Source organism: Paraburkholderia sp. 22098 (genome assembly GCF_052045935.1).
In the GTDB taxonomy this organism is placed as follows: domain Bacteria; phylum Pseudomonadota; class Gammaproteobacteria; order Burkholderiales; family Burkholderiaceae; genus Paraburkholderia; species Paraburkholderia caledonica.
Window position 1 is genome coordinate 398,307 of record NZ_JBQEPV010000004.1, and the last position, 17,896, is coordinate 416,202.

The 17,896-nt window shown below is 59.3% G+C and carries 19 protein-coding genes and 1 tRNA gene; 11 read left to right on the plus strand and 9 right to left on the minus strand.

The window, feature by feature from the left end; translation table 11 throughout:
- Nucleotides 1-311 precede the first annotated feature (311 nt).
- Nucleotides 312-2,261: an ATP-binding cassette domain-containing protein gene (locus ACTJLB_RS11015; protein WP_440783263.1), complete on the minus strand. Its 1,950-nt coding sequence runs from the start codon at nucleotides 2,259-2,261 to the stop codon at nucleotides 312-314.
- 139 nt (nucleotides 2,262-2,400) lie between these two features.
- The gene (locus ACTJLB_RS11020) at nucleotides 2,401-2,802 is read right to left on the minus strand and encodes a DUF4399 domain-containing protein (protein WP_392392444.1); all 402 of its coding nucleotides are present in this window, start codon (nucleotides 2,800-2,802) and stop codon (nucleotides 2,401-2,403) included.
- Nucleotides 2,803-3,020: 218 nt separating this feature from the next.
- Here ACTJLB_RS11020 and ACTJLB_RS11025 point away from each other — a divergent pair, with 218 nt between their 5' ends.
- Together ACTJLB_RS11025 and ACTJLB_RS11030 are read left to right on the plus strand one after the other, a co-directional pair.
- Complete coding sequence (locus tag ACTJLB_RS11025) at nucleotides 3,021-3,212, plus strand: rubredoxin (protein WP_020065290.1); 192 nt, start codon at nucleotides 3,021-3,023, stop codon at nucleotides 3,210-3,212.
- A gap of 365 nt (nucleotides 3,213-3,577) precedes the next feature.
- A tRNA-Arg gene (locus tag ACTJLB_RS11030) sits at nucleotides 3,578-3,652 on the plus strand.
- Nucleotides 3,653-3,709: 57 nt separating this feature from the next.
- Here ACTJLB_RS11030 and ACTJLB_RS11035 read toward each other — a convergent pair.
- The 4 genes from ACTJLB_RS11035 to ACTJLB_RS11050 form a co-directional block, all read right to left on the minus strand.
- Entirely contained in the window at nucleotides 3,710-4,810 is a 1,101-nt protein-coding gene (locus ACTJLB_RS11035; RefSeq protein WP_440783265.1) for an acyltransferase family protein, read from the minus strand.
- Nucleotides 4,811-4,877: 67 nt separating this feature from the next.
- A complete protein-coding gene (locus ACTJLB_RS11040) occupies nucleotides 4,878-5,582 on the minus strand; it encodes a glutathione binding-like protein (RefSeq protein ID WP_020065288.1) in 705 nt (234 codons plus the stop codon).
- Between the two features lie 158 nt (nucleotides 5,583-5,740).
- Nucleotides 5,741-5,962: a hypothetical protein gene (locus ACTJLB_RS11045; RefSeq protein WP_087751302.1), complete on the minus strand. Its 222-nt coding sequence runs from the start codon at nucleotides 5,960-5,962 to the stop codon at nucleotides 5,741-5,743.
- Between the two features lie 225 nt (nucleotides 5,963-6,187).
- The gene (locus ACTJLB_RS11050; protein WP_020065286.1) at nucleotides 6,188-6,379 is read right to left on the minus strand and encodes a CsbD family protein; all 192 of its coding nucleotides are present in this window, start codon (nucleotides 6,377-6,379) and stop codon (nucleotides 6,188-6,190) included.
- 190 nt (nucleotides 6,380-6,569) lie between these two features.
- Here ACTJLB_RS11050 and ACTJLB_RS11055 point away from each other — a divergent pair, with 190 nt between their 5' ends.
- Both ACTJLB_RS11055 and dcm read left to right on the plus strand, forming a co-directional pair.
- Nucleotides 6,570-6,896: a hypothetical protein gene (locus ACTJLB_RS11055; protein ID WP_440783267.1), complete on the plus strand. Its 327-nt coding sequence runs from the start codon at nucleotides 6,570-6,572 to the stop codon at nucleotides 6,894-6,896.
- Between the two features lie 292 nt (nucleotides 6,897-7,188).
- Nucleotides 7,189-8,463, plus strand: coding sequence for a DNA (cytosine-5-)-methyltransferase (gene dcm, locus ACTJLB_RS11060; protein ID WP_440783268.1), 1,275 nt, complete (start codon nucleotides 7,189-7,191; stop codon nucleotides 8,461-8,463).
- 110 nt (nucleotides 8,464-8,573) lie between these two features.
- Here the strand turns inward: dcm and ACTJLB_RS11065 are convergent, their stop codons facing one another.
- Both ACTJLB_RS11065 and ACTJLB_RS11070 read right to left on the minus strand, forming a co-directional pair.
- Nucleotides 8,574-9,269, minus strand: a complete 696-nt coding sequence (locus ACTJLB_RS11065) for an alpha/beta hydrolase (protein ID WP_440783269.1) — start codon at nucleotides 9,267-9,269, stop codon at nucleotides 8,574-8,576.
- A 159-nt stretch (nucleotides 9,270-9,428) separates the two neighbouring features.
- Complete coding sequence (locus tag ACTJLB_RS11070) at nucleotides 9,429-10,343, minus strand: LysR substrate-binding domain-containing protein (protein WP_087751305.1); 915 nt, start codon at nucleotides 10,341-10,343, stop codon at nucleotides 9,429-9,431.
- Between the two features lie 190 nt (nucleotides 10,344-10,533).
- On the opposite strand from ACTJLB_RS11070, the gene ACTJLB_RS11075 reads away from it, so the two are divergent.
- The 6 genes from ACTJLB_RS11075 to ACTJLB_RS11100 all read left to right on the plus strand — a co-directional run bounded on the left by ACTJLB_RS11075 (nucleotide 10,534) and on the right by ACTJLB_RS11100 (nucleotide 16,466).
- Nucleotides 10,534-11,856 (plus strand): hypothetical protein, encoded by a 1,323-nt coding sequence (locus ACTJLB_RS11075; protein WP_440783270.1) that lies wholly within the window; start codon nucleotides 10,534-10,536, stop codon nucleotides 11,854-11,856.
- A gap of 79 nt (nucleotides 11,857-11,935) precedes the next feature.
- Nucleotides 11,936-12,871, plus strand: coding sequence for a glutamate/aspartate ABC transporter substrate-binding protein (locus tag ACTJLB_RS11080; RefSeq protein ID WP_440783271.1), 936 nt, complete (start codon nucleotides 11,936-11,938; stop codon nucleotides 12,869-12,871).
- Nucleotides 12,872-12,936: 65 nt separating this feature from the next.
- Entirely contained in the window at nucleotides 12,937-13,674 is a 738-nt protein-coding gene (locus ACTJLB_RS11085; protein ID WP_440783272.1) for an amino acid ABC transporter permease, read from the plus strand.
- 1 nt (nucleotide 13,675) lies between these two features.
- Complete coding sequence (locus ACTJLB_RS11090; RefSeq protein ID WP_088172912.1) at nucleotides 13,676-14,353, plus strand: ABC transporter permease subunit; 678 nt, start codon at nucleotides 13,676-13,678, stop codon at nucleotides 14,351-14,353.
- A gap of 73 nt (nucleotides 14,354-14,426) precedes the next feature.
- Nucleotides 14,427-15,314 (plus strand): LysR family transcriptional regulator, encoded by an 888-nt coding sequence (locus ACTJLB_RS11095; protein WP_440783273.1) that lies wholly within the window; start codon nucleotides 14,427-14,429, stop codon nucleotides 15,312-15,314.
- Between the two features lie 201 nt (nucleotides 15,315-15,515).
- Nucleotides 15,516-16,466: a LysR family transcriptional regulator gene (locus ACTJLB_RS11100; protein ID WP_440783275.1), complete on the plus strand. Its 951-nt coding sequence runs from the start codon at nucleotides 15,516-15,518 to the stop codon at nucleotides 16,464-16,466.
- A 77-nt stretch (nucleotides 16,467-16,543) separates the two neighbouring features.
- Here the strand turns inward: ACTJLB_RS11100 and ACTJLB_RS11105 are convergent, their stop codons facing one another.
- Nucleotides 16,544-17,158 carry a hypothetical protein gene (locus tag ACTJLB_RS11105; RefSeq protein ID WP_440783276.1) on the minus strand — a complete coding sequence of 205 codons (615 nt, stop codon included), beginning with the start codon at nucleotides 17,156-17,158 and terminating at the stop codon, nucleotides 16,544-16,546.
- A 432-nt stretch (nucleotides 17,159-17,590) separates the two neighbouring features.
- On the opposite strand from ACTJLB_RS11105, the gene ACTJLB_RS11110 reads away from it, so the two are divergent.
- On the plus strand, nucleotides 17,591-17,860 hold the full coding sequence (locus ACTJLB_RS11110) for a hypothetical protein (protein ID WP_440783277.1): 270 nt from the start codon (nucleotides 17,591-17,593) through the stop codon (nucleotides 17,858-17,860).
- The last annotated feature ends 36 nt before the right edge of the window (nucleotides 17,861-17,896 follow it).

Genomic DNA, 17,896 nt, shown 5'->3' on the forward strand with positions numbered 1-17,896 from the left:
ACGTGGTTAGGTGGGGTGCCCGCAGCGCGGGCAGACTGTTTTGCCGCATGGCTTCCGCGCGCATTTCACGTGACGGCCACGCGCTTTTGTGCGCGGGCTCTTATCGACACGCAGGATAACGGCCCGACGCACGGCACTATTGCCGCGCATCGTTGCCGCCGGTGCGAACGCCGGGGAAGCCTGTTCGCGGGGTATTTTACTGATTTCAAACCTGGCGGCAATTCACGGCTCAAGCGATCGGCCTTCCGGACAAGGCGTGGCCCATGCAAAAGCAAATGCGCCGACGACGCAACACGTCGGCGCTCGCCGCTCTATTTGCGGCGCTTTTCCAGTTCGTCCCAGCGCTCGAGCGCGAGCAGCAGTTCTTCGTCGATCGCGGCGTAGCGTTCGGAAAGGCGTTTGCCCTCCTGCGCATCTTTCGCGAATATCGAGCCGTCTTCAAGCTGCGCACCGATGGCTTTCTGCTCCGCTTCGAGAGCGGCGATTTTCTCCGGCAACGCTTCCAGTTCGCGCTGTTCCTTGAAAGACAACTTGGCCGCGCGTTGGGTGTTGCGGCCAGCGGCACCGTCCTTGGAAGCCGCGCTGTCTTTCGCGCTGTCTTTGGCCGCGTCCCTGTTCGCCTCTTTCTGCGCTTCCTGCGCCATTTGCTGCGAGCGCTGGCTCTGGATCTGCCAGTCTGTGAAGCCGCCTACGTATTCGCGCCACTTGCCCCCGCCTTCCGACGCGATCACCGACGTCGCGACGTTATCGAGAAACGCGCGGTCGTGGCTTACGAGCAGCACCGTGCCGTCGTAGTCGGTGAGCAGCTCTTCCAGCAGTTCGAGCGTGGGAATGTCGAGGTCGTTGGTGGGTTCGTCGAGCACCAGCACGTTGGCCGGCCGCGCAAAGAGCCGCGCGAGCAGCAGACGGTTACGCTCGCCGCCCGACAACGATTTGACCGGCGAACGGGCGCGCTCCGGTGCGAACAGGAAGTCGCCCAGGTAGCTCATGACGTGCTTTTTCTGGCCGTTGACTTCCACCCACTCGCTGCCGGGGCTGATCGTATCGGCGAGACTTTTGTCCAGGTCCAGCTGCGCGCGCATCTGGTCGAAATAAGCCACTTGCAGATTGGTGCCGACGCGCACCGTGCCTTCGTCAGGCTGCAACTCGCCGAGGATGATCTTCAGCAGCGTGGTTTTGCCCGCGCCGTTCGGACCGACGAAACCGATCTTGTCGCCGCGCATGACGGTCGCCGTGAAACTGTCGATCACGGTGCGCGAGCCGTAGCGCTTTGTGACGTCCGTCAGTTCGGCAACGATCTTGCCCGACTTCTCGCCCTGGCCCACGTCGAGCTTGACGTTGCCTTGCACGTTGCGGCGTTCGGCGCGCTGGTTGCGCATTTCGACGAGCCGTGCGATCCGGCCGACGCTGCGCGTGCGGCGCGCCTCAACACCTTTGCGAATCCACACCTCTTCCTGCGCGAGGAGCTTGTCGGCCTTCTCGTTTTCAACGCGTTCAATTTCCAGCTGCTGTGCCTTGCGCGTCTGATAAGCCGAGAAATTGCCCGGATATGAAAGCAGACGCCCGCGATCCAGTTCGACGATGCGCGTCGCGACGCGGTCGAGAAACGCCCGGTCGTGCGTGATGAAGAGGAGCGCCGCCCGCTGCGACACGAGCAGATCTTCGAGCCAGCGGATGCCGTCGAAATCCAGGTGGTTGGTCGGCTCATCGAGCAGCAGTACGTCAGGCTGCACGACGAGCGCACGGGCGAGCGCCACGCGCTTTTGCATGCCGCCCGACAGCGAACCGACGCGCGCCTCGCCATTCAGGCCGATCTGCTGCAGCGTGGTCGCGACGCGCGTGCTCCAGTTCCAGGCGTCCGCCGCGTCCAGCGACGATTGCAGCGTGTTCATGCGTGCCATCAGCGCGTCGTGCTGTGCGCCTTCCGGTTCGTCCGCAAGCTGGTTGGCGACCGCGTCGTATTCGTCGAGCAGCGCGCGGGCGTGCGTGAGGCCGGCGGCGACTGCATCGAACACCGTGTCGTCCGTATCGAACTCCGGCTCCTGAGGCACGTACACCGTGGTCAGATTCTGCTGGCGCGTGACGAGTCCGTCGTCGGGCTTGGCGAGTTCGGCGACGATTTTCAGCAGCGACGACTTGCCCGCGCCATTGCGGCCGATCAGCCCGACGCGCTCGCCCGATTCGAGAGAGAAGTCCGCGTGATCGAGCAACGCGACGTGACCGAATGCCAGTTGGGCCCCGGTAATGGTGTAAAGCGACATGGAGAATTGGAGAAGACAGCGATGAGTCGGAACTGCTCATTGTACCGGGCGCGCGGGCTGGTGCCTGTAAGCCTGAAGACATAGGACGAATCACCGGGCCGCGCGTGCCCGCCATTGCGCCCTCGCAGGGGCGCACCCATCACTTCACATGCACCGTGATCGTCTTGCTGAGGTCGGGGCCATAAGAACGATGCGCGCCGTCGCCAAATTGCAGCGTCAGCGTGTGATCGCCCGGCGGCAGTGTCAGATCCGTTTCGGTCTGCCTTTTGCCGAAGTGCAGCGATTTGTCGTTGGCGGGAATCACCTCGCCTTTGGGCAGCGGCTTGCCGTCCACCAGCAGATGATGATGGCCGGTGCCGTCCGTCATTGTGCCGGCGGGCGCGATCTTCATGCCCTCGACGCGGAACACCACGTGGACCGGATTGCTGACGCTCGCGCCGTCCGTCGGCTGCACGAACGACACGCTTGCAGCCTGCGCTGCACCCGACGCCGCCAGCAACGCGGCCAGTGCCGCGCCGCTCAACCATCTGCTTCTGAACATGGCTTCTCTCCTGGTTGGAAACATAAACCGCGTGGAAACGCCGAGCCGCTGCGAGTCCGAGGATACACGCTCTACGTGACACGCCCTCGCGCAAGCCCTGCGCGGAACGTCGGTAACTCGGGGCATCGGACGAATTCCTGTAGTATTGCGGGTCGCCGCCGTGCCCAAAAAAGGGGCAGACTGGGCGGATCATTGCATTGAAGAGAGATGAGTGCGTCGTGAGCGAAGTAACGGAAGTGACAGAATATAAAAGCTGGGTGTGTCTGATTTGCGGCTGGATCTACAACGAGGAAGAAGGTCTGCCCGAAGAAGGCATCGCCGCGGGCACCCGCTTCGCCGCGATTCCGGACGACTGGCGCTGCCCGCTGTGCGACGTCGGCAAAGCGGAATTCGCGGTGGTCGAATTTTGAGGCTGAGCGGCTTGGCGGTGTCGAGCCAGCCTTGACCGGCCGGACGTTGAGATAAGGCGTCGGTAGTTCGCGCGGCCCAGCAGGTCTTGCCTGCTGGGCCGCTTGTTTTTTGGGGCGGGCTCGGGGAGCGAGCCGGGCCTGATACTGTTCTTCGCCTGTGCGGCCGTCAGGCGAAACGTCGGCGATAGTGACGCGTCGGCGGGCTCCGATCGTGTATTGGCGGGCTTTGAAGGCGGCATTCGTTTGCAACGTTTTTGCTATACTCTTGCCCTCGCTTGCATAGCTGGACATGTGAGCCGCTGCCGCCGAATGTGGGCGCAGCGAGCAAAGATCAGGGGCCCGGTCCGCCCCGGAAAGTTATCCATCTCCCTGTAGTTCAATGGATAGAACAAGTGCCTCCTAAGCGCTAGATGCAGGTTCGATTCCTGCCAGGGGGACCACCCGCCTCACAGCCTCGCACGGCGTTTCACATCTCTCACGCCGCCCCACGCAACGCCTCAGTTGCGCACAGGCTCTGCCGTCGCACGAGTCCGCCCGATCAGGCGCTTGCCCATTCTGTTCATCGGTCCCTCGAGCCATTGGTACGAAGCGAGCCCGACGGCGACCGACGCCAGCACCACGACTACACAGACCAGATCGCCAGGCATACGATGCTGCCGGTCGAATATCTGCAGCAGCTTGACGCAGACCGGCACCGAAAAAACGTGCGTCAGATACAGCGAATAAGAAGAGTCGCCAACGAGTTGCAGCAACGCGCTCCAGCGCAGCTTGTTCTCCAGCGACAACCCGGCCACGACTACGGCGAACGCCGGCAACCCAAAGACCAGAAAGCGGTTCGTGTCGCTAAGGGCCGGCGCGAACACTTTGCCGGCGGCCAGGATCGACACGACGATCGCTGCCGCCACTGCTATCGGCACCGCGCGTCCCGTCGCATAAACCCAGCCGACGAGAGTGCCAAATACAAACTCCATCACGATCGGGTTTGTATAAAACGAAAATGCGACTCCGCCTGTGTGAACGAAATGCAGCGCGGACATAACCGCCAGGAACGCCGCGACAGCCAGCAGCCGATAACGCGTTAAACACATCGAAACGGCGAACACGCCGTAAAACCACATCTCGTAGTTGAGCGTCCACCCGACGCCGACCACCGGCGCCGTCACGTGGATCCAGTTCAGCCAGGGGAAGAACAGATAGGAGGCCACCGCATGCCCGACATTCAGCGACGCATTTCCGAATGCGCCCGGCACGACGAGAAGCAGAACAATGAAAAGCGACGTGAGCGCCCAATAAAGAGGAACAACGCGGGTAATGCGGGCAGCGATAAATGCCTTTGCGGAAGCCACGCCGGGCGGCTTGCCATGCGTAACCAGCACCATGACAAAGCCGGAAATGACGAAAAAGACATCGACGCCGATTTCACCGAAACGCGAAATCTGATGAAAGAAATGCGTCGCCCAGCCGTATGTGGCCACATTCCCTTCGGCATGAAATGCGACCACGCCCAACGCGGCCAACGCGCGCAAAGTCTGAATGGACCTGAACTGCCGTATGCCGCCCACACGGTCTGCAATACGGTCCGCCATGCGTTCTGCCATACGCTCCGCTATACGTTATCAAAACGACGCGCGGTCCGGTGCGGACCGCCGTCGTACCAACGAACGTCTACACCCGCTTCGGACTATCCAGTCCCCGAACAACAGCCGGACGCGCGACGAACGCGGCCAGGACGCGCTTCACGTTCGGAAAATCCTCTATGCCGACGAGCTCGCCCGCTTCGTAGAAACCGATCAGATTGCGCACCCACGGGAACGTCGCGATGTCCGCGATCGAATACTGATCGCCGAGAATCCACTCGCGCCCTTCGAGACGCTGCTCCAGCACGCCGAGCAGTCTTTTCGATTCGGCGACGTAGCGATCGCGCGGACGCTTGTCTTCGTATTCCTTGCCTGCGAATTTATGGAAGAAGCCAAGCTGGCCGAACATCGGGCCGATGCCGCCCATCTGAAACATGACCCACTGAATCGCCTCGTAGCGGCCGGCGGCGTCCTTTGGAATCAGCTGGCCGGTTTTGTCCGCGAGATAAATCAGGATCGCGCCGGACTCGAAGAGCGGCAGCGGTTTGCCGTCAGGTCCGTTGGGATCGATGATCGCGGGAATCTTGTTGTTGGGATTGACCGACAGAAATTCCGGTGTCATCTGATCGTTCGTGTCGAAGCGCACCAGATGCGGCTCGTAAGGCAAGCCGGTTTCTTCAAGCATGATCGACACTTTGACGCCGTTCGGCGTAGGCAACGAATACAGCTGAAGGCGGTCCGGATGCTCAGCAGGCCATTTCTTCGTGATCGGGAAAGCGGACAGATCTGTCATGTGATGGTGTAAACCCTGTGCGGAATGGCGGAAATCGCATCGAGCGGCAGAGATCGACGGGGCGACCGGCCTCGGCTGTGTCAATGCGGAGCGCCAAATATAAACCGAGTCGGCGCAACGGGTGCGGGACGCCGGCATGTCCGCGATTCAGGTTCCGCTCACCACAAGTCCTTCGTCGCGCCGCCCGCGCTCAGGTCATAACCTTCGCGCCACAGCGCGGCACCCACCGCCAACAGCAAAGCCCTGCGTTCGACGTCGAGTTGCTCCCACATCGACGCGAGCCAGGCTGCAAAGCTTGCGCAAGTCTCGTCCAGATCGACGGGCGCTTTGCCTTCCAGGTACTGCCGTTCGAACATCGAAAGCACTTTTTCCGGTGTCATTGTCGCGGCCTCCATGTTGGATGCAGCCAGTCTAAAGGCCCGACAGCCCGCAGCGCACGTTCGGCGCGCCAAAGCCGGGTTACTCCCAGGCCCGGCCGACGATGCAGCCGGAAACCGGACACGCCCACGGCAGCCCGGCGCGCCTCCTGCCGGCGACCCGAAATGACGCAACCAACGAGAAAAAGGCGCCGAAGCGCCTTTTCCCTACGACCGCATCAAGCCAGATTACGGGGTGTTGCGCTTGGCTTGGTCCTTCGCGTCTTCCTTTGCATCGCCGTAGCTCTTCTGCACCTTGCCCGCGCCCTGCTGGAGATCGCCCTTCAGTTCCTTGGCGGGATTATCCGTCGCCTTACCCACGGCTTCGTTGATCTTTCCCTTGACCTGTTCGCCCACACCTTTTACCTGGTCCTTGTTCATGTTCGGCTCCACTTATTTGAATGCCGACGCGAAATTGCGCCAGTAACCTGATCGAGCAACGGCCATGCCTGAGGGCCGTTGCTGACCGCGTCGCAAAATGCGGTGCCGCGCGAGGGGCTCTCCGTCAAGCCCCCGGAAATTTTTTCATCAAAAGGCTAAAGTTTCCCTCCAGCCTGCCGTAATAGGTGCCATGGACCGCAAACCCATCACCCTGTCGGCATCATCGAAAGCCGGTTTGATCGACGGCGACATCACCCATATCGCGCGCGCGATGCGGTTGTCGTTGCAAGGCGACCTGGCTGGCCCTATTCTGCCCCCGACCTACTGGCGCGAGCGTCTTTACAAGTTGCTCGACACGGGCAGCCTGACGCACCCGCAGCTGTGCGCGGTGGACAGTCTTCTGTTGCAGCTCGACCAGTTCGAGGCCGAGCCGCCTCTGGCATGGGACGAACTCGCGCCCGCCACCGCCGCATTATTTCCACCTACGCACGAAACCGGCGCCGGGCGTCTCGCATAGCGCGGCGGTCGCCCGCTGTTGTTGCTTCGCAGCTCCGCTGGTGCGGAACGAAGCGGGGGAGCAGGCGCGAGATGTTGGTGTCGATATAAAAAAAGGCCGCGAACGATGCCGCGGCCTCAACACGTCGCAACGCAGGGACCTCGCGTCACGCTGCAAGCGTACACATCCAACTGTGACAAGCGCATTTCGCCGCTCAAGGCTCCGGCGGGACATATCGCGCCCCAAAATTCCTGGACAGGCGGTGATCGAACGGTCAAAATGTCCGCCAAAATTCCCAGCGAGAACAAGCGACATGACAATGGCCACCAGGCACGACCTGCTCCTACAAGCGCTGCAGGTCTACAGTCAGGCCGAAATCGCGGCGCGCTGCGGAAAAGACGTCCGAACCATTCGACGCTGGAAAACGGACCAGAGCTGTCCCCGCATCGCCGAAGCCGCTTTGCGTGAAATGCTGCATACGAGCGCGCGAAATACGCACCCGGAAAGCCGGGCGGATTTCCAGTTCATCGACCTTTTTGCGGGAATCGGCGGAATTCGTCGCGGCTTCGAGGCGCACGGCGGTCAGTGCGTGTTCACGAGCGAATGGAACGAGTTTTCCAAAAAGACGTACCAGCAGAATCACCAGGACGCCAGCCACGTACACCAGTTCGTCGGCGACATCGTGTCCTACGCGGAAGATTCGGTGCCGTCGCATGACCTGCTGCTGGCCGGCTTTCCCTGCCAGCCTTTCAGCATCGCAGGCGTAAGCAAGAAGAATTCGCTCGGCCGTCCGCACGGTTTCGAGTGCACGACGCAAGGCACGCTTTTCTACGATGTCGCGCGCATCATCGACGCTAAACGCCCGGCAGCGTTCGTGCTGGAAAACGTCAAGAACCTGCTCTCGCACGATAAAGGCAACACGTTCAGAACGATTCTCGACGTGCTGCGCGACGAGCTGAAATATGACGTCCACTACAAAGTTATAGACGGGCAACACTTCACGCCGCAGCATCGTGAGCGGATCGTCATCGTAGGTTTTCGCGAGCCAACCGGGTTTTCTTTCGACGATCTGCGCGTGCCGGCAACGGGGCCGCGTCTCGCGTCGATTCTGCACAAGACGGACGGCACCGAGCCGGTGTTGCCGCACGACGGCGAGCGTTTCTTCGACCACGTCCGCCGCAAGGTGCAGCCCAAGTACACGCTGACACCGAATCTGTGGGCCTACCTGCAGGCTTACGCGGAGAAACATCGCGCGGCCGGAAACGGCTTCGGCTTCGGCCTCGTCACGCCGGGCAGCGTCACACGCACGCTGTCCGCGCGTTATCACAAGGACGGCTCTGAGATTCTTCTCGCGCAAGGCAACGGGGAGCGGCCACGCCGTTTGACGCCGCGCGAATGCGCACGTCTGATGGGCTTTCCCGACGACTTCGTGATTCCCGTGAGCGATACGCAGGCATATCGCCAGTTCGGCAACAGCGTCGTAGTTCCGGTCATGCAGGAAGTGGCGCGCATCATGAGCCCGCATTTGAAAGAGCTTCTCGCGCGCGAGCGCGAACGTTCGCGGGAAACGTTGACTGCGTTTGCTTAGTTGCGTTGCTTGTTGCGTTGCTTAGTTGCCTCGTGTAATCACGACCAGTAAAGCGGGCCTGTCAATCCAATACGCAACAGATTCGACAGGCCCTCCCAGCGACGTTGCGATCACCTGGCCAGTTCTGTGGCCGCCTCATGAATCAATGCGGCAACCTCCACTGGTCGCGAAGCGAGCGACGCATGACTTGTCGGCAGCGTGACCACCTTTCTTGCATTCATCCGGGTGGACATCATTCTCTGGTTGTCGGGGTGGATCATTCTGTCTTCACTCGATATCTGGTACCAGGAGGGTTTGTTAGCCCACGCCGGCGAACTGATTCGGTCTCCGAATGTTCCGCCGAGCGGTGCTTTTTGCGTCACGGCCATGACGAGCCCCTCGTCGGAAGTAAGGTCCTGACAAAAGCTCTCATGGAACTTCCCGGCTTTAAGCCATAGATAGCCATCGCTGTCAGGTTCGAGATGCGGCGCAGCCTCGGGAACATGCTGCTCCGTAATGCCACCGGGGCTCTCCCCCTCGTCCGGCGCAAACGCCGCGATATACACGAGGCCAACGACGTCCGCGTGATTTCCTGCCTGTGTGATGACGGCGCCTCCATACGAATGTCCCACCAGCAAGACCGGTCCGTTCTGTTGAGCGATCATCTTGCGGGTACGCTCGACGTCATCGGCCAGCGACGTCAGCGGCAATTCCACAGCGCGGATCGACTGGTGACCCTTGCGCGCCAATTCGATGATGACCTTGCTCCAATGCGCAGCGCCGCCCCAAAAACCATGCACCAGCAAGATCACAGGCTGATTGCTCATTTGCGTGACTCCATTCGAGTGATTTGATTTTTCGCCGGCCACGGCAGGTCCGATCGACGTTTCGACACTCGTGACCGTGCTCCGATCGCCGCGAAAAGAGCGGGATCGATTGGATCATAGGTCCAGGAAATCACAACACCGAGAAAGTTTATGTGGTGGTTACCCGCATACCGCGGATAGCGCAATCGTGTCCAAATGCGCTTTCAGGATCTCGATGAAATGCCGCGCGAGCAACGAAGGCGCGGTGTGCGCAGGCATTGCCATGCTCACGGCCACGTCGATTGCCGGCGTCAGCGGCTTGACCAGCAATTGACCTGCGAATGTACTCGCCACATAAGGATTGACGATTCCGACGCCATTGCCCGCACTCACGAGAGCACAGATCGTAATGGACGATGTAGTCTGAATGGCGAATTCAGCGGGCATGTCATTCGCATTCAGTACTGCCTTAATTGCGACAGTCAGATCGTCCATTTCGCCGAGCGCGAGCAGGCTCTCGTCGCGTAAAGCCTGCACATGAATAGTCGACTCCGCTTGCAAACGATGGCCGAGCGGCAATACGCACACAGCAGGCACCGTCTTCGCGATCTCTGTCTGGAAGTCGAGCTCGTCGAGCTTGCCCGTCGTCAATATCAGGTCCACCAGATCCTGACGCAGTAGATCCGTAAGCTGCGGTGTATTAGCCGTCTGCACGTTCAGATACGTCTGTGGGAAACGGGCTCGAAGCTCACGAATGACCTGCGGTAACAGACCGATACCGAGCGTCGGCGTACACCCGATTCGCAGCGCTCCCGTGCCGGACTTGCGCAGAATAGCGACCACCGATTCGATGTTCTCCAGACCGTTGAAATGGAGTTGCACGGCTTTGTATAGCAACTGCCCTTCGCCTGTCGGCCGCAGTCTTCCATGGTGCATCTCGAACAGCTTCAGACCGGAAGAGCTCTGCAATTCCGCAAGCCGGCGACTAATTGAAGGCTGCGTGGTATTGAGTACTGCCGCAGCGCCTGTTGTCGTACCCATTTGCATTACCGCGCGAAATGCCTGGATCTGCTGGAAGTTCAGTGGCCGGGTCAAGGGGACGTCCCTTCGATATGAGCATAGGAGCGCAGTACTCGAACGAAGACTGCCGCGCGAGTATATCAACGGCGAATACCCATGCGCGAAAAATGAATTACCCCCTATTGATGTGCGGCGATATGCTTCAGTCACCTCATGCATCGGCACTTCATGCCTGTGCTACCTTCACTAACCGATTCGTCCGCTCATGATTGCGTCCTCCACTTGCATCGTCAACCGCTTGCCCGAAAGCGGGCGAATCGTAAACCTCAAGTGTCCTGTGCGGCGGCTTGGCAGTGGCGAGCGTCATCATTTCTTTGGCTACTACAACAAGAGCGCATGGGACCGAACGGGCCGCTACGTGCTGGGCAACCAGGTCGCCATGATGGATGCGCCTCTTACGCCACAACTCATGGCAAAAGTCGGCTACTTCGATATTGAGGATCGCGAAACTTTTCACGCGATCGATACGACAACCGCCTGGAACTGGCAAATGGGCTGCCAGTTGCAATGGCTCGACGGCGAGCCCGGGCGCAAGGTGATTTACAACACTCGTACGGGCGATCTGTCGGCGCGCTATCCGGGTTTCGGCGCAGCCATTTTCGACATCGACACTGCCACGAAAACAACGCTTCCCATGCCGGTTTATGTGTGCGCACCCAATAGCCGCTATGCGCTTTGCGTCGACTACCGGCGCCTCTACGTCACGCACGAAACGATAGGCTACAGCGAACGCGGAGGTCCATTTCCCATGCAACTCGCGCCGGCCGACGACGGCATCCATCGCCTCGATCTTGCAACGGGCGAAACCGCATTGATCGTCAGCTATGACGATCTGCGCAGTTTCCACAACGTTCCGTCGATGCAGAACGCCATTCACTGGGTAAGCCACATCGAGATCAATGCTGCGTCCTCGCGCGTGCTGTTTTTGCACCGCTGGACGGAACGCACCGCCGACGAAACCTGCTTCCTCCATAGGCTGATCACGATGAATCCAGACGGCTCGGGCATGCGGTTGCTCGATTGTTCGGATCATCCGCTACCACAACTGGCAGAACATTTCGATTCGTCCGCAGTCGGCACCTTCGACTACGAAAAGTCCGAATACCAGATATCGCACCCGCTTTGGCAAGACAATTCACACGTCATCGTATGGGGCCCGCACGCCGGCAGCATTCACTATCACCTGTATGAAGACAGCGATAACGGCAGCGTGGAAATAATCGGTCGCGACCTGCTCACTGAGAACGGCCATATGAGCTTTTCGCCAGTCGACACGCGCTGGCTGTTATCCGACACATACCCCGACTCGCGTACGAAAACGCGCATTCTGTTTCTCTACGACATGCATGAAGATGTGCGCTACGACATCGGCGAGTTCTATGCGCCACCCGACCTGAAAAAGGAAAACCGTTGCGATCTGCATCCGCGCTGGAATCGAAATGGCCGCGCCGTGTGCATCGATTCTGTACACGAGGATGCGCGTCGAATGTATGTGCTCGATGTCGCGCAGATCACCGGCACGCGCTGAAACCACACTGACATCCATTGTCGCGTGATTCCGGCGCGGCCCGGGGAGTCCACGAGAAATGCAAGTTCTGGAGACCACGATGAAACAACCGCTTTCTGCCCGAGCCGCGAACGGCCGCTGCGGCGCGATCGCCGCCGTCGCCCTTTTGACCTTCAGCGCACTCGATGACGCGAGAGCGGCAGAACCCGAACTCACGGGAACGCTCCTGAAAATAAGCAAAGAACATGTGGTGACCATCGGCTATCGCGATGCGTCGGTTCCGTTTTCGTACTACGACGCCGACCAGAAGCCGATCGGCTACTCGATCGACGTCGCGAATCTGATCATCGAGCGCATCAAGATGGTCGTGAAGTCGCCGGACCTCAAAGTCCGCACCATTCCGATCACCTCGCAGAACCGCATCTCGCTGCTTCAGAATGGCACGATCGATTTCGAATGCACGAGTACGACGAACAACGTGGAGCGCGCGCAACAGGTGTCCTTTTCGAACAGCTTTTTCGTAATCGGCACGCGCCTCCTGGTCAACAGGAAGTCGGGCATCAAGGACTTCGACGATCTGAAAGAGAAAACCGTCGTGGTCGGCGCAGGCACTACCTCGGAGAAGATCCTGCGCAAGATGAATGTAGAGAAATCGATGAGCATGGACGTCATCAGCGCAAAAGATCACACCGAATCGTTTCTCATGCTCTCCACTGGCCGCGCTAAAGCCATGATGATGGACGACGCGTTGCTGGCCGGCGAACGAGCGAAAGCGCGCAATCCCAGCGATTATGAAATCGTGGGCACGCCTCGAACCTATGAGGCCTACGGCTGCATGTTGCGCAAGAACGATGCACCGATGAAAGCCGTCATGGACGCCGCAATTATCGAGGCCCAAAAGTCCGGTGTTGCGGCGAAGATGTATCAGCGCTGGTTCCAGCAGCCCATTCCTCCGAAAAAAATCAACCTGGATTTCCCGCTGTCTTCGCGCATGCAGGCGCTCTTCGCGAATCCCGACGACAAGCCGACGTCCTGAGCCGCATCGACCCGATATGACGACACGTTAACCGCGCGCCGACATGCGCAGGCGAGAGGAATTTCATGGATTACAGATGGCACTGGGGCGTGCTGCTGCAGCCCGTTGCTACCGGCGAACCGGCCACATATCTCGGCTGGTTGGTGTCCGGTCTCGTGAACACCGTTGAATTGTCATTGCTCGCGTTTTCACTCGCACTTGTGACGGGCACTGTATTCGGCGTAATGCGCACATTGCCCAACCGCGCGGCAAAGGCGGTGAGTGCCGCGTACGTTTCTATCTTCCGCGGCGTACCGTTGATCGTGCAGTTTTTTATCTGGTTCTTCGTCGTGCCGGAACTACTGCCCGCCGCTATCGGAGACTGGCTTAAGAGTCTGCCTTCTCATCCACAGTTTCTGATTGCATCGGTGGTATCGCTCGGGGTGTACACGGGTTCGAGAATCTGCGAGCAAGTGCGCGCCGGGATCCTGGCGCGTCCCGTTGGACAGATCCATGCCGCATTCGCCCTCGGTCTCACGCGAGCACAAGCGTATCGGTATGTGCTTCTGCCCGTCACGTTTCGCACGATATGGGGCCCGCTGACATCGGAGTTCCTCATCATCTCCAAGAACTCGGCGGTGGCTTCAACTATCGGTCTGCTTGAACTGTCCGGCCAGGCGCGGCAACTCGTCGACTACACGGCACAGCCGTATGAGTCGTTCATTTGCGTAACGCTCGTCTATATGGGACTGAACTTCGCGATTCTGTGCTGCATGCGCTGGATTCGTCGCCGGACTGCATTGCCTGGGCTGATTGGGGGCTGACATGTTCGAGATGGACTGGCAAACGCTCATCGATTCGAGAGCCGTGCTGCTCTCAGGCATGCGAATCACTTTGCAGATTACCGTGGTGGCGATTCTGTTCGGTCTCGCCTGGGGTACGGTATTGGCCGCATTCAGTTTGTCGTCGCACTATGTGCTACGCGTTTTCACGCAAGCTTATGTGTCGTTGTTCCGATCTATTCCGCTTGTCATGCTGCTGCTGTGGTTTTTTCTGATCGTGCCGCAATTCCTGAAGGCTTTGTTCAATCTACCCTCGACGGTGGACCTGCGGCTCGTTTCCGCCCTGACCGCCTATTCGTTGCTCGAAGCCGCGTTCTTTTGCGAAATCATTCGTGCGGGGATCGCGAGCCTGCCGCGCGGACAGCTTCAGGCCGGGTACGCACTCGGCATGACACCGTTCCAGACGCTGCGCTATGTGATCTTTCCGCAGGCTTTTCGTGCAATGGTGCCGCTTGCGCTCACCCAATGCATCGTGATTTTCCAGGACACGTCGCTCGTCTATGTGATTGCTCTTGGAGACTTCTTTCGGCGAGTGACTGCGATCGGCGAACGCGACGGAACGCTTGTACCCATGCTGATCGTTGCTGGTGTGGCCTACTGGTCGGTTACCACGCTCCTCATCGCGATCACCAACGGCGTTCGGACGAGGCTGGCGAAATGATTGCACTGAGAGAAGTCTTTCGCACTCGCCGGCATCCCGCGTTGAGTGATCAACCCGTCTCCATGCGCGGCACATGACCACGGCCACGAGTCACGACACGCAACTGCGCATGTTCGTCGCAGTTGCGAAGCACCATTCGCTGCGCGCGGCGGCGGAAACTGTGGGCATCACACAGCCGGCGCTGAGCCGCCACATCCAGGCGCTCGAATCGAAACTGGGCCGCCTTCTGTTCAGGCGGCATGGACGCGGAATGCAGCTCACGTCAGATGGTGAAGCACTATTCCGCACGGTCGAACCTCTCTTCGACGCTTTGGACGAATCTATCTCGCATGCCGCGCAAGGTCCTGGCTGGGGACTTTCACTGCGCATTGCCACTGTACAGACGTTGATCGGACATTTCGTGCCGAGCCTCACCAAGGAGCTACTGCAACTTTATCCGCAGACGCGCCTCTCGCTGCAATGCGACAGTTCGAGCCACATCGTCGAGATGGTTATACGCGGCATGGCCGACCTGGGGCTCACCTATTCGACGGAGGTCAGCGCTACGGACCTCGAAAGCGTCGATCTTCATCACGAACGCCTCGCTCTCTATCACAGCGCACGCGCCGATCTGAGCCGCGAAACCATGTCGCGCTTGTCGGAGTTGAAGCTGATACTGCCGCCCCGGCACTTCGGCGTTCGACGCTACGTGGAGCGCGTGCTGGGTTGTGCGATACAGCCATCAATAGAATGCGACTCGCTCGAACTCTCATTGCGTATGGCGTCTATTGGCGATGCCATTGCACTACTCCCCGAGCATGTACCAAACGATTTGCTTGCAAGCTGCGAATTGAAACGCATCATTCTCGAGGATATTCCACCGCGCCGGCTCGTCGCCTTCTGGCGAGTGCAAAACAGGAGATCTGTCGTACTGGATACGGCAATCGCGATCGCCACGCGAACACTCGCGGCCGAACAATAACGCTACGTTAATCCAGAGTTATTTGTGGGATCGTGGCGCCCTCCTCGGGCGACGCTCATAATTGCATCGCGTTGCACACAACTCACGCGCAGTTTCAGCATCTCCTGAAGCCAGACAACGTGAGAGCATGTCTGCATACACGCTTGCATGGTCGAGCGGCTTCCTGAAGTGCAACGCATACCTGCAAACGGTGAGGACACGATGAAGAACCATCAGCTTCGCGCGCTCGTCGCCATTGTGGACGCGGGCAGCGTTCGCGGCGCAGCCCGGGCATTGGAACTGTCGCCGTCGGCGATCACCCAGGCGCTTAAAGATCTCGAAGACGACGTGAATGCGCCATTGATTCAACGTACCTCGTCGGGCGCGACGTTGACCGAATGCGGCAATACACTTCTCACTCATGCGAGACTGATCGTGGCGCAAGTGGAGCGCGCTCATGGCGCGATGAAAGAGATGCGCGCTGAGCCGTCCGGCAAGCTCGCGGTCTCCATTACGCCATGGATAGCACTCTGTTTTCTTCCGGAAATATTCATCCAGTTCCGCAAGAGAATGCCGAATGTCCAACTGGAGATGTTCGAAGGTCTTATGTCGATTGCGAATCCCCGCTTGCGCGACGGGAGCGTGGAGCTATTCGTGGGACGGCAGGCGCCCGACATCGCCAATACGGAATTCAATTTCCGCCCGCTCTTTTCTTGCGGCCTGGCGGTTGTCGCGCGGCAGGGGCACCCGCTTGCGCAGTCGCGCTCTCTTGCCGACCTCATGGATGCAGACTGGCTCGTCTCGCTCGACTCTGACATGGAGTGCCGTCTCTCGAAGAAGATGTTCTATCGCAATGGCTTGCCGGAACCACGTAACGTCCACTTCACCCATTCATTGACAGTGGCCGCGTCAGTACTGCAAAGAACCGATGCAGTTTCCATCTTTCCGTGGCCACTAGCAGAGATTTGCGTGACGCGCTACAAGTTCTGCGCTTTTCCGCTAAGAGAAGAACTTGCCGACACTTCGGTCGGCATCGTCTCGCGCAACGGGAATCCTCTCAGCGCGGCTGCGAATTGCCTCGTCGACATACTGCTGGAAACGATCCGCGACAGCGACAAGGCAGGAACGGCGGAAGCGAAGCGGGTTCTGCAATCGACGGAGTTGCTTTTCTAGCACGCTGACAGTTAAGTCGTGCCGGCGTGTAGGTACTGCTGCGAACGGCAGTACCTACACGCCGGCTCTTCATAGGGTTAACGAATTGCTTTACCGTCGCGCGTGATCAGAATCGCTGTTTCTGCATGATATTTCGCGTGCACGCTGTCACCAACGGCAATCTTATCGAGAGGTACGTCAGGCGCTATCTGCAACAGCATGCTGCGCGTGGGGCCACGCAATACGATCTGCCGATTCTTACGATCCAAACGCTGCACGGTTGCGACAATGTCGACGTTGCGAAGCTTGACGGACATACCGTGAGATATCGGCGTCGCCGTCTCTTCCTCGACGCGCGAACGGACGCCCTTCGTCTCTACCTTTTCCGCCGACAGCAGCAATGCGCCTGAGTACTCGACATGAACTTCGTCGCCTACTTTGAGAAGTCGCACGTCCGCAACCTCGGGATCGACCTCCACGACCACCGTTTCTCCGCGCGCTCCCTGGACCGTGATGCGACTCGTCTGTACATCGACGTTGATGATACGGCTGGTAAGCCGGGCCATCGCATCCGCACCCACCGCACTGGCCGCAGTGGATGGCGCAGGCGCACGCGTCATTTGTGCGCGGGCCGCTAATGGGTGACTCAGCAATATGGCCGTAGCAAAGGCGAGGTTCAGCATACCCGGCGATCGTAGTGTGAGTGCACGCATGTCTTGCTCCTGTTCCTGATTATTAAGTGTGGCCAAAGCCTCGTGACAACTCGCAGCGTTTGAACGATTCGGTCATCCGATCGGTGTCAGTAGCGAACGTATCGCGAGCCGATAGGGACTGTGAAGAAGCGCGATCGTGAACGCGTTAATCGCCTGCGAACAGCATGCGCAAATGGCCTGAGAACTTCAGGGGACACGGGTGCACGACGGATACATAGCGCCGGCGGAACGCGAGTGTTTGCAGCGCGCTTAATGGCTCGTGTTCGGTTTTCCTTTACACGTACGTCATTTCCGTTCTTTCCGCTCACTGTCGCTTGCATTAACTTCTCATCACGTTGCAGCGAGTAACGAACCCCGAGCCTCCACTTTCAAGGTCTGAGTGGTGGACTTTCGCGGCCGCTTAACGCGGCCGTTTTTTTCGCAGGAGCGTCTATGAAGAAACTCGTTTCCACTGTGTTGTTCTGCCTGTTCAGCGCCGCATCTACATGCTGGGCACAGACCGAAACGGAAAAACCGTCAGGGGGCACAAACGACCAGATCGTCCAGATGCATCAGCAGATCTCCGCGGCCAATCTCACCTATGACGCAAAGGTGGCAGCAGCGAAACGCGTCTATCTGCGGCAGAAAGCAGCCGCAGGCAAAGAGCGCGACGCGTCCATCGCCGCGGCGCGCGACGGTGTTCCCTCATCTGGAACGCAGTAAGCGGTTGCATTGAAGCGGCCGGAAAACGCATGTTCC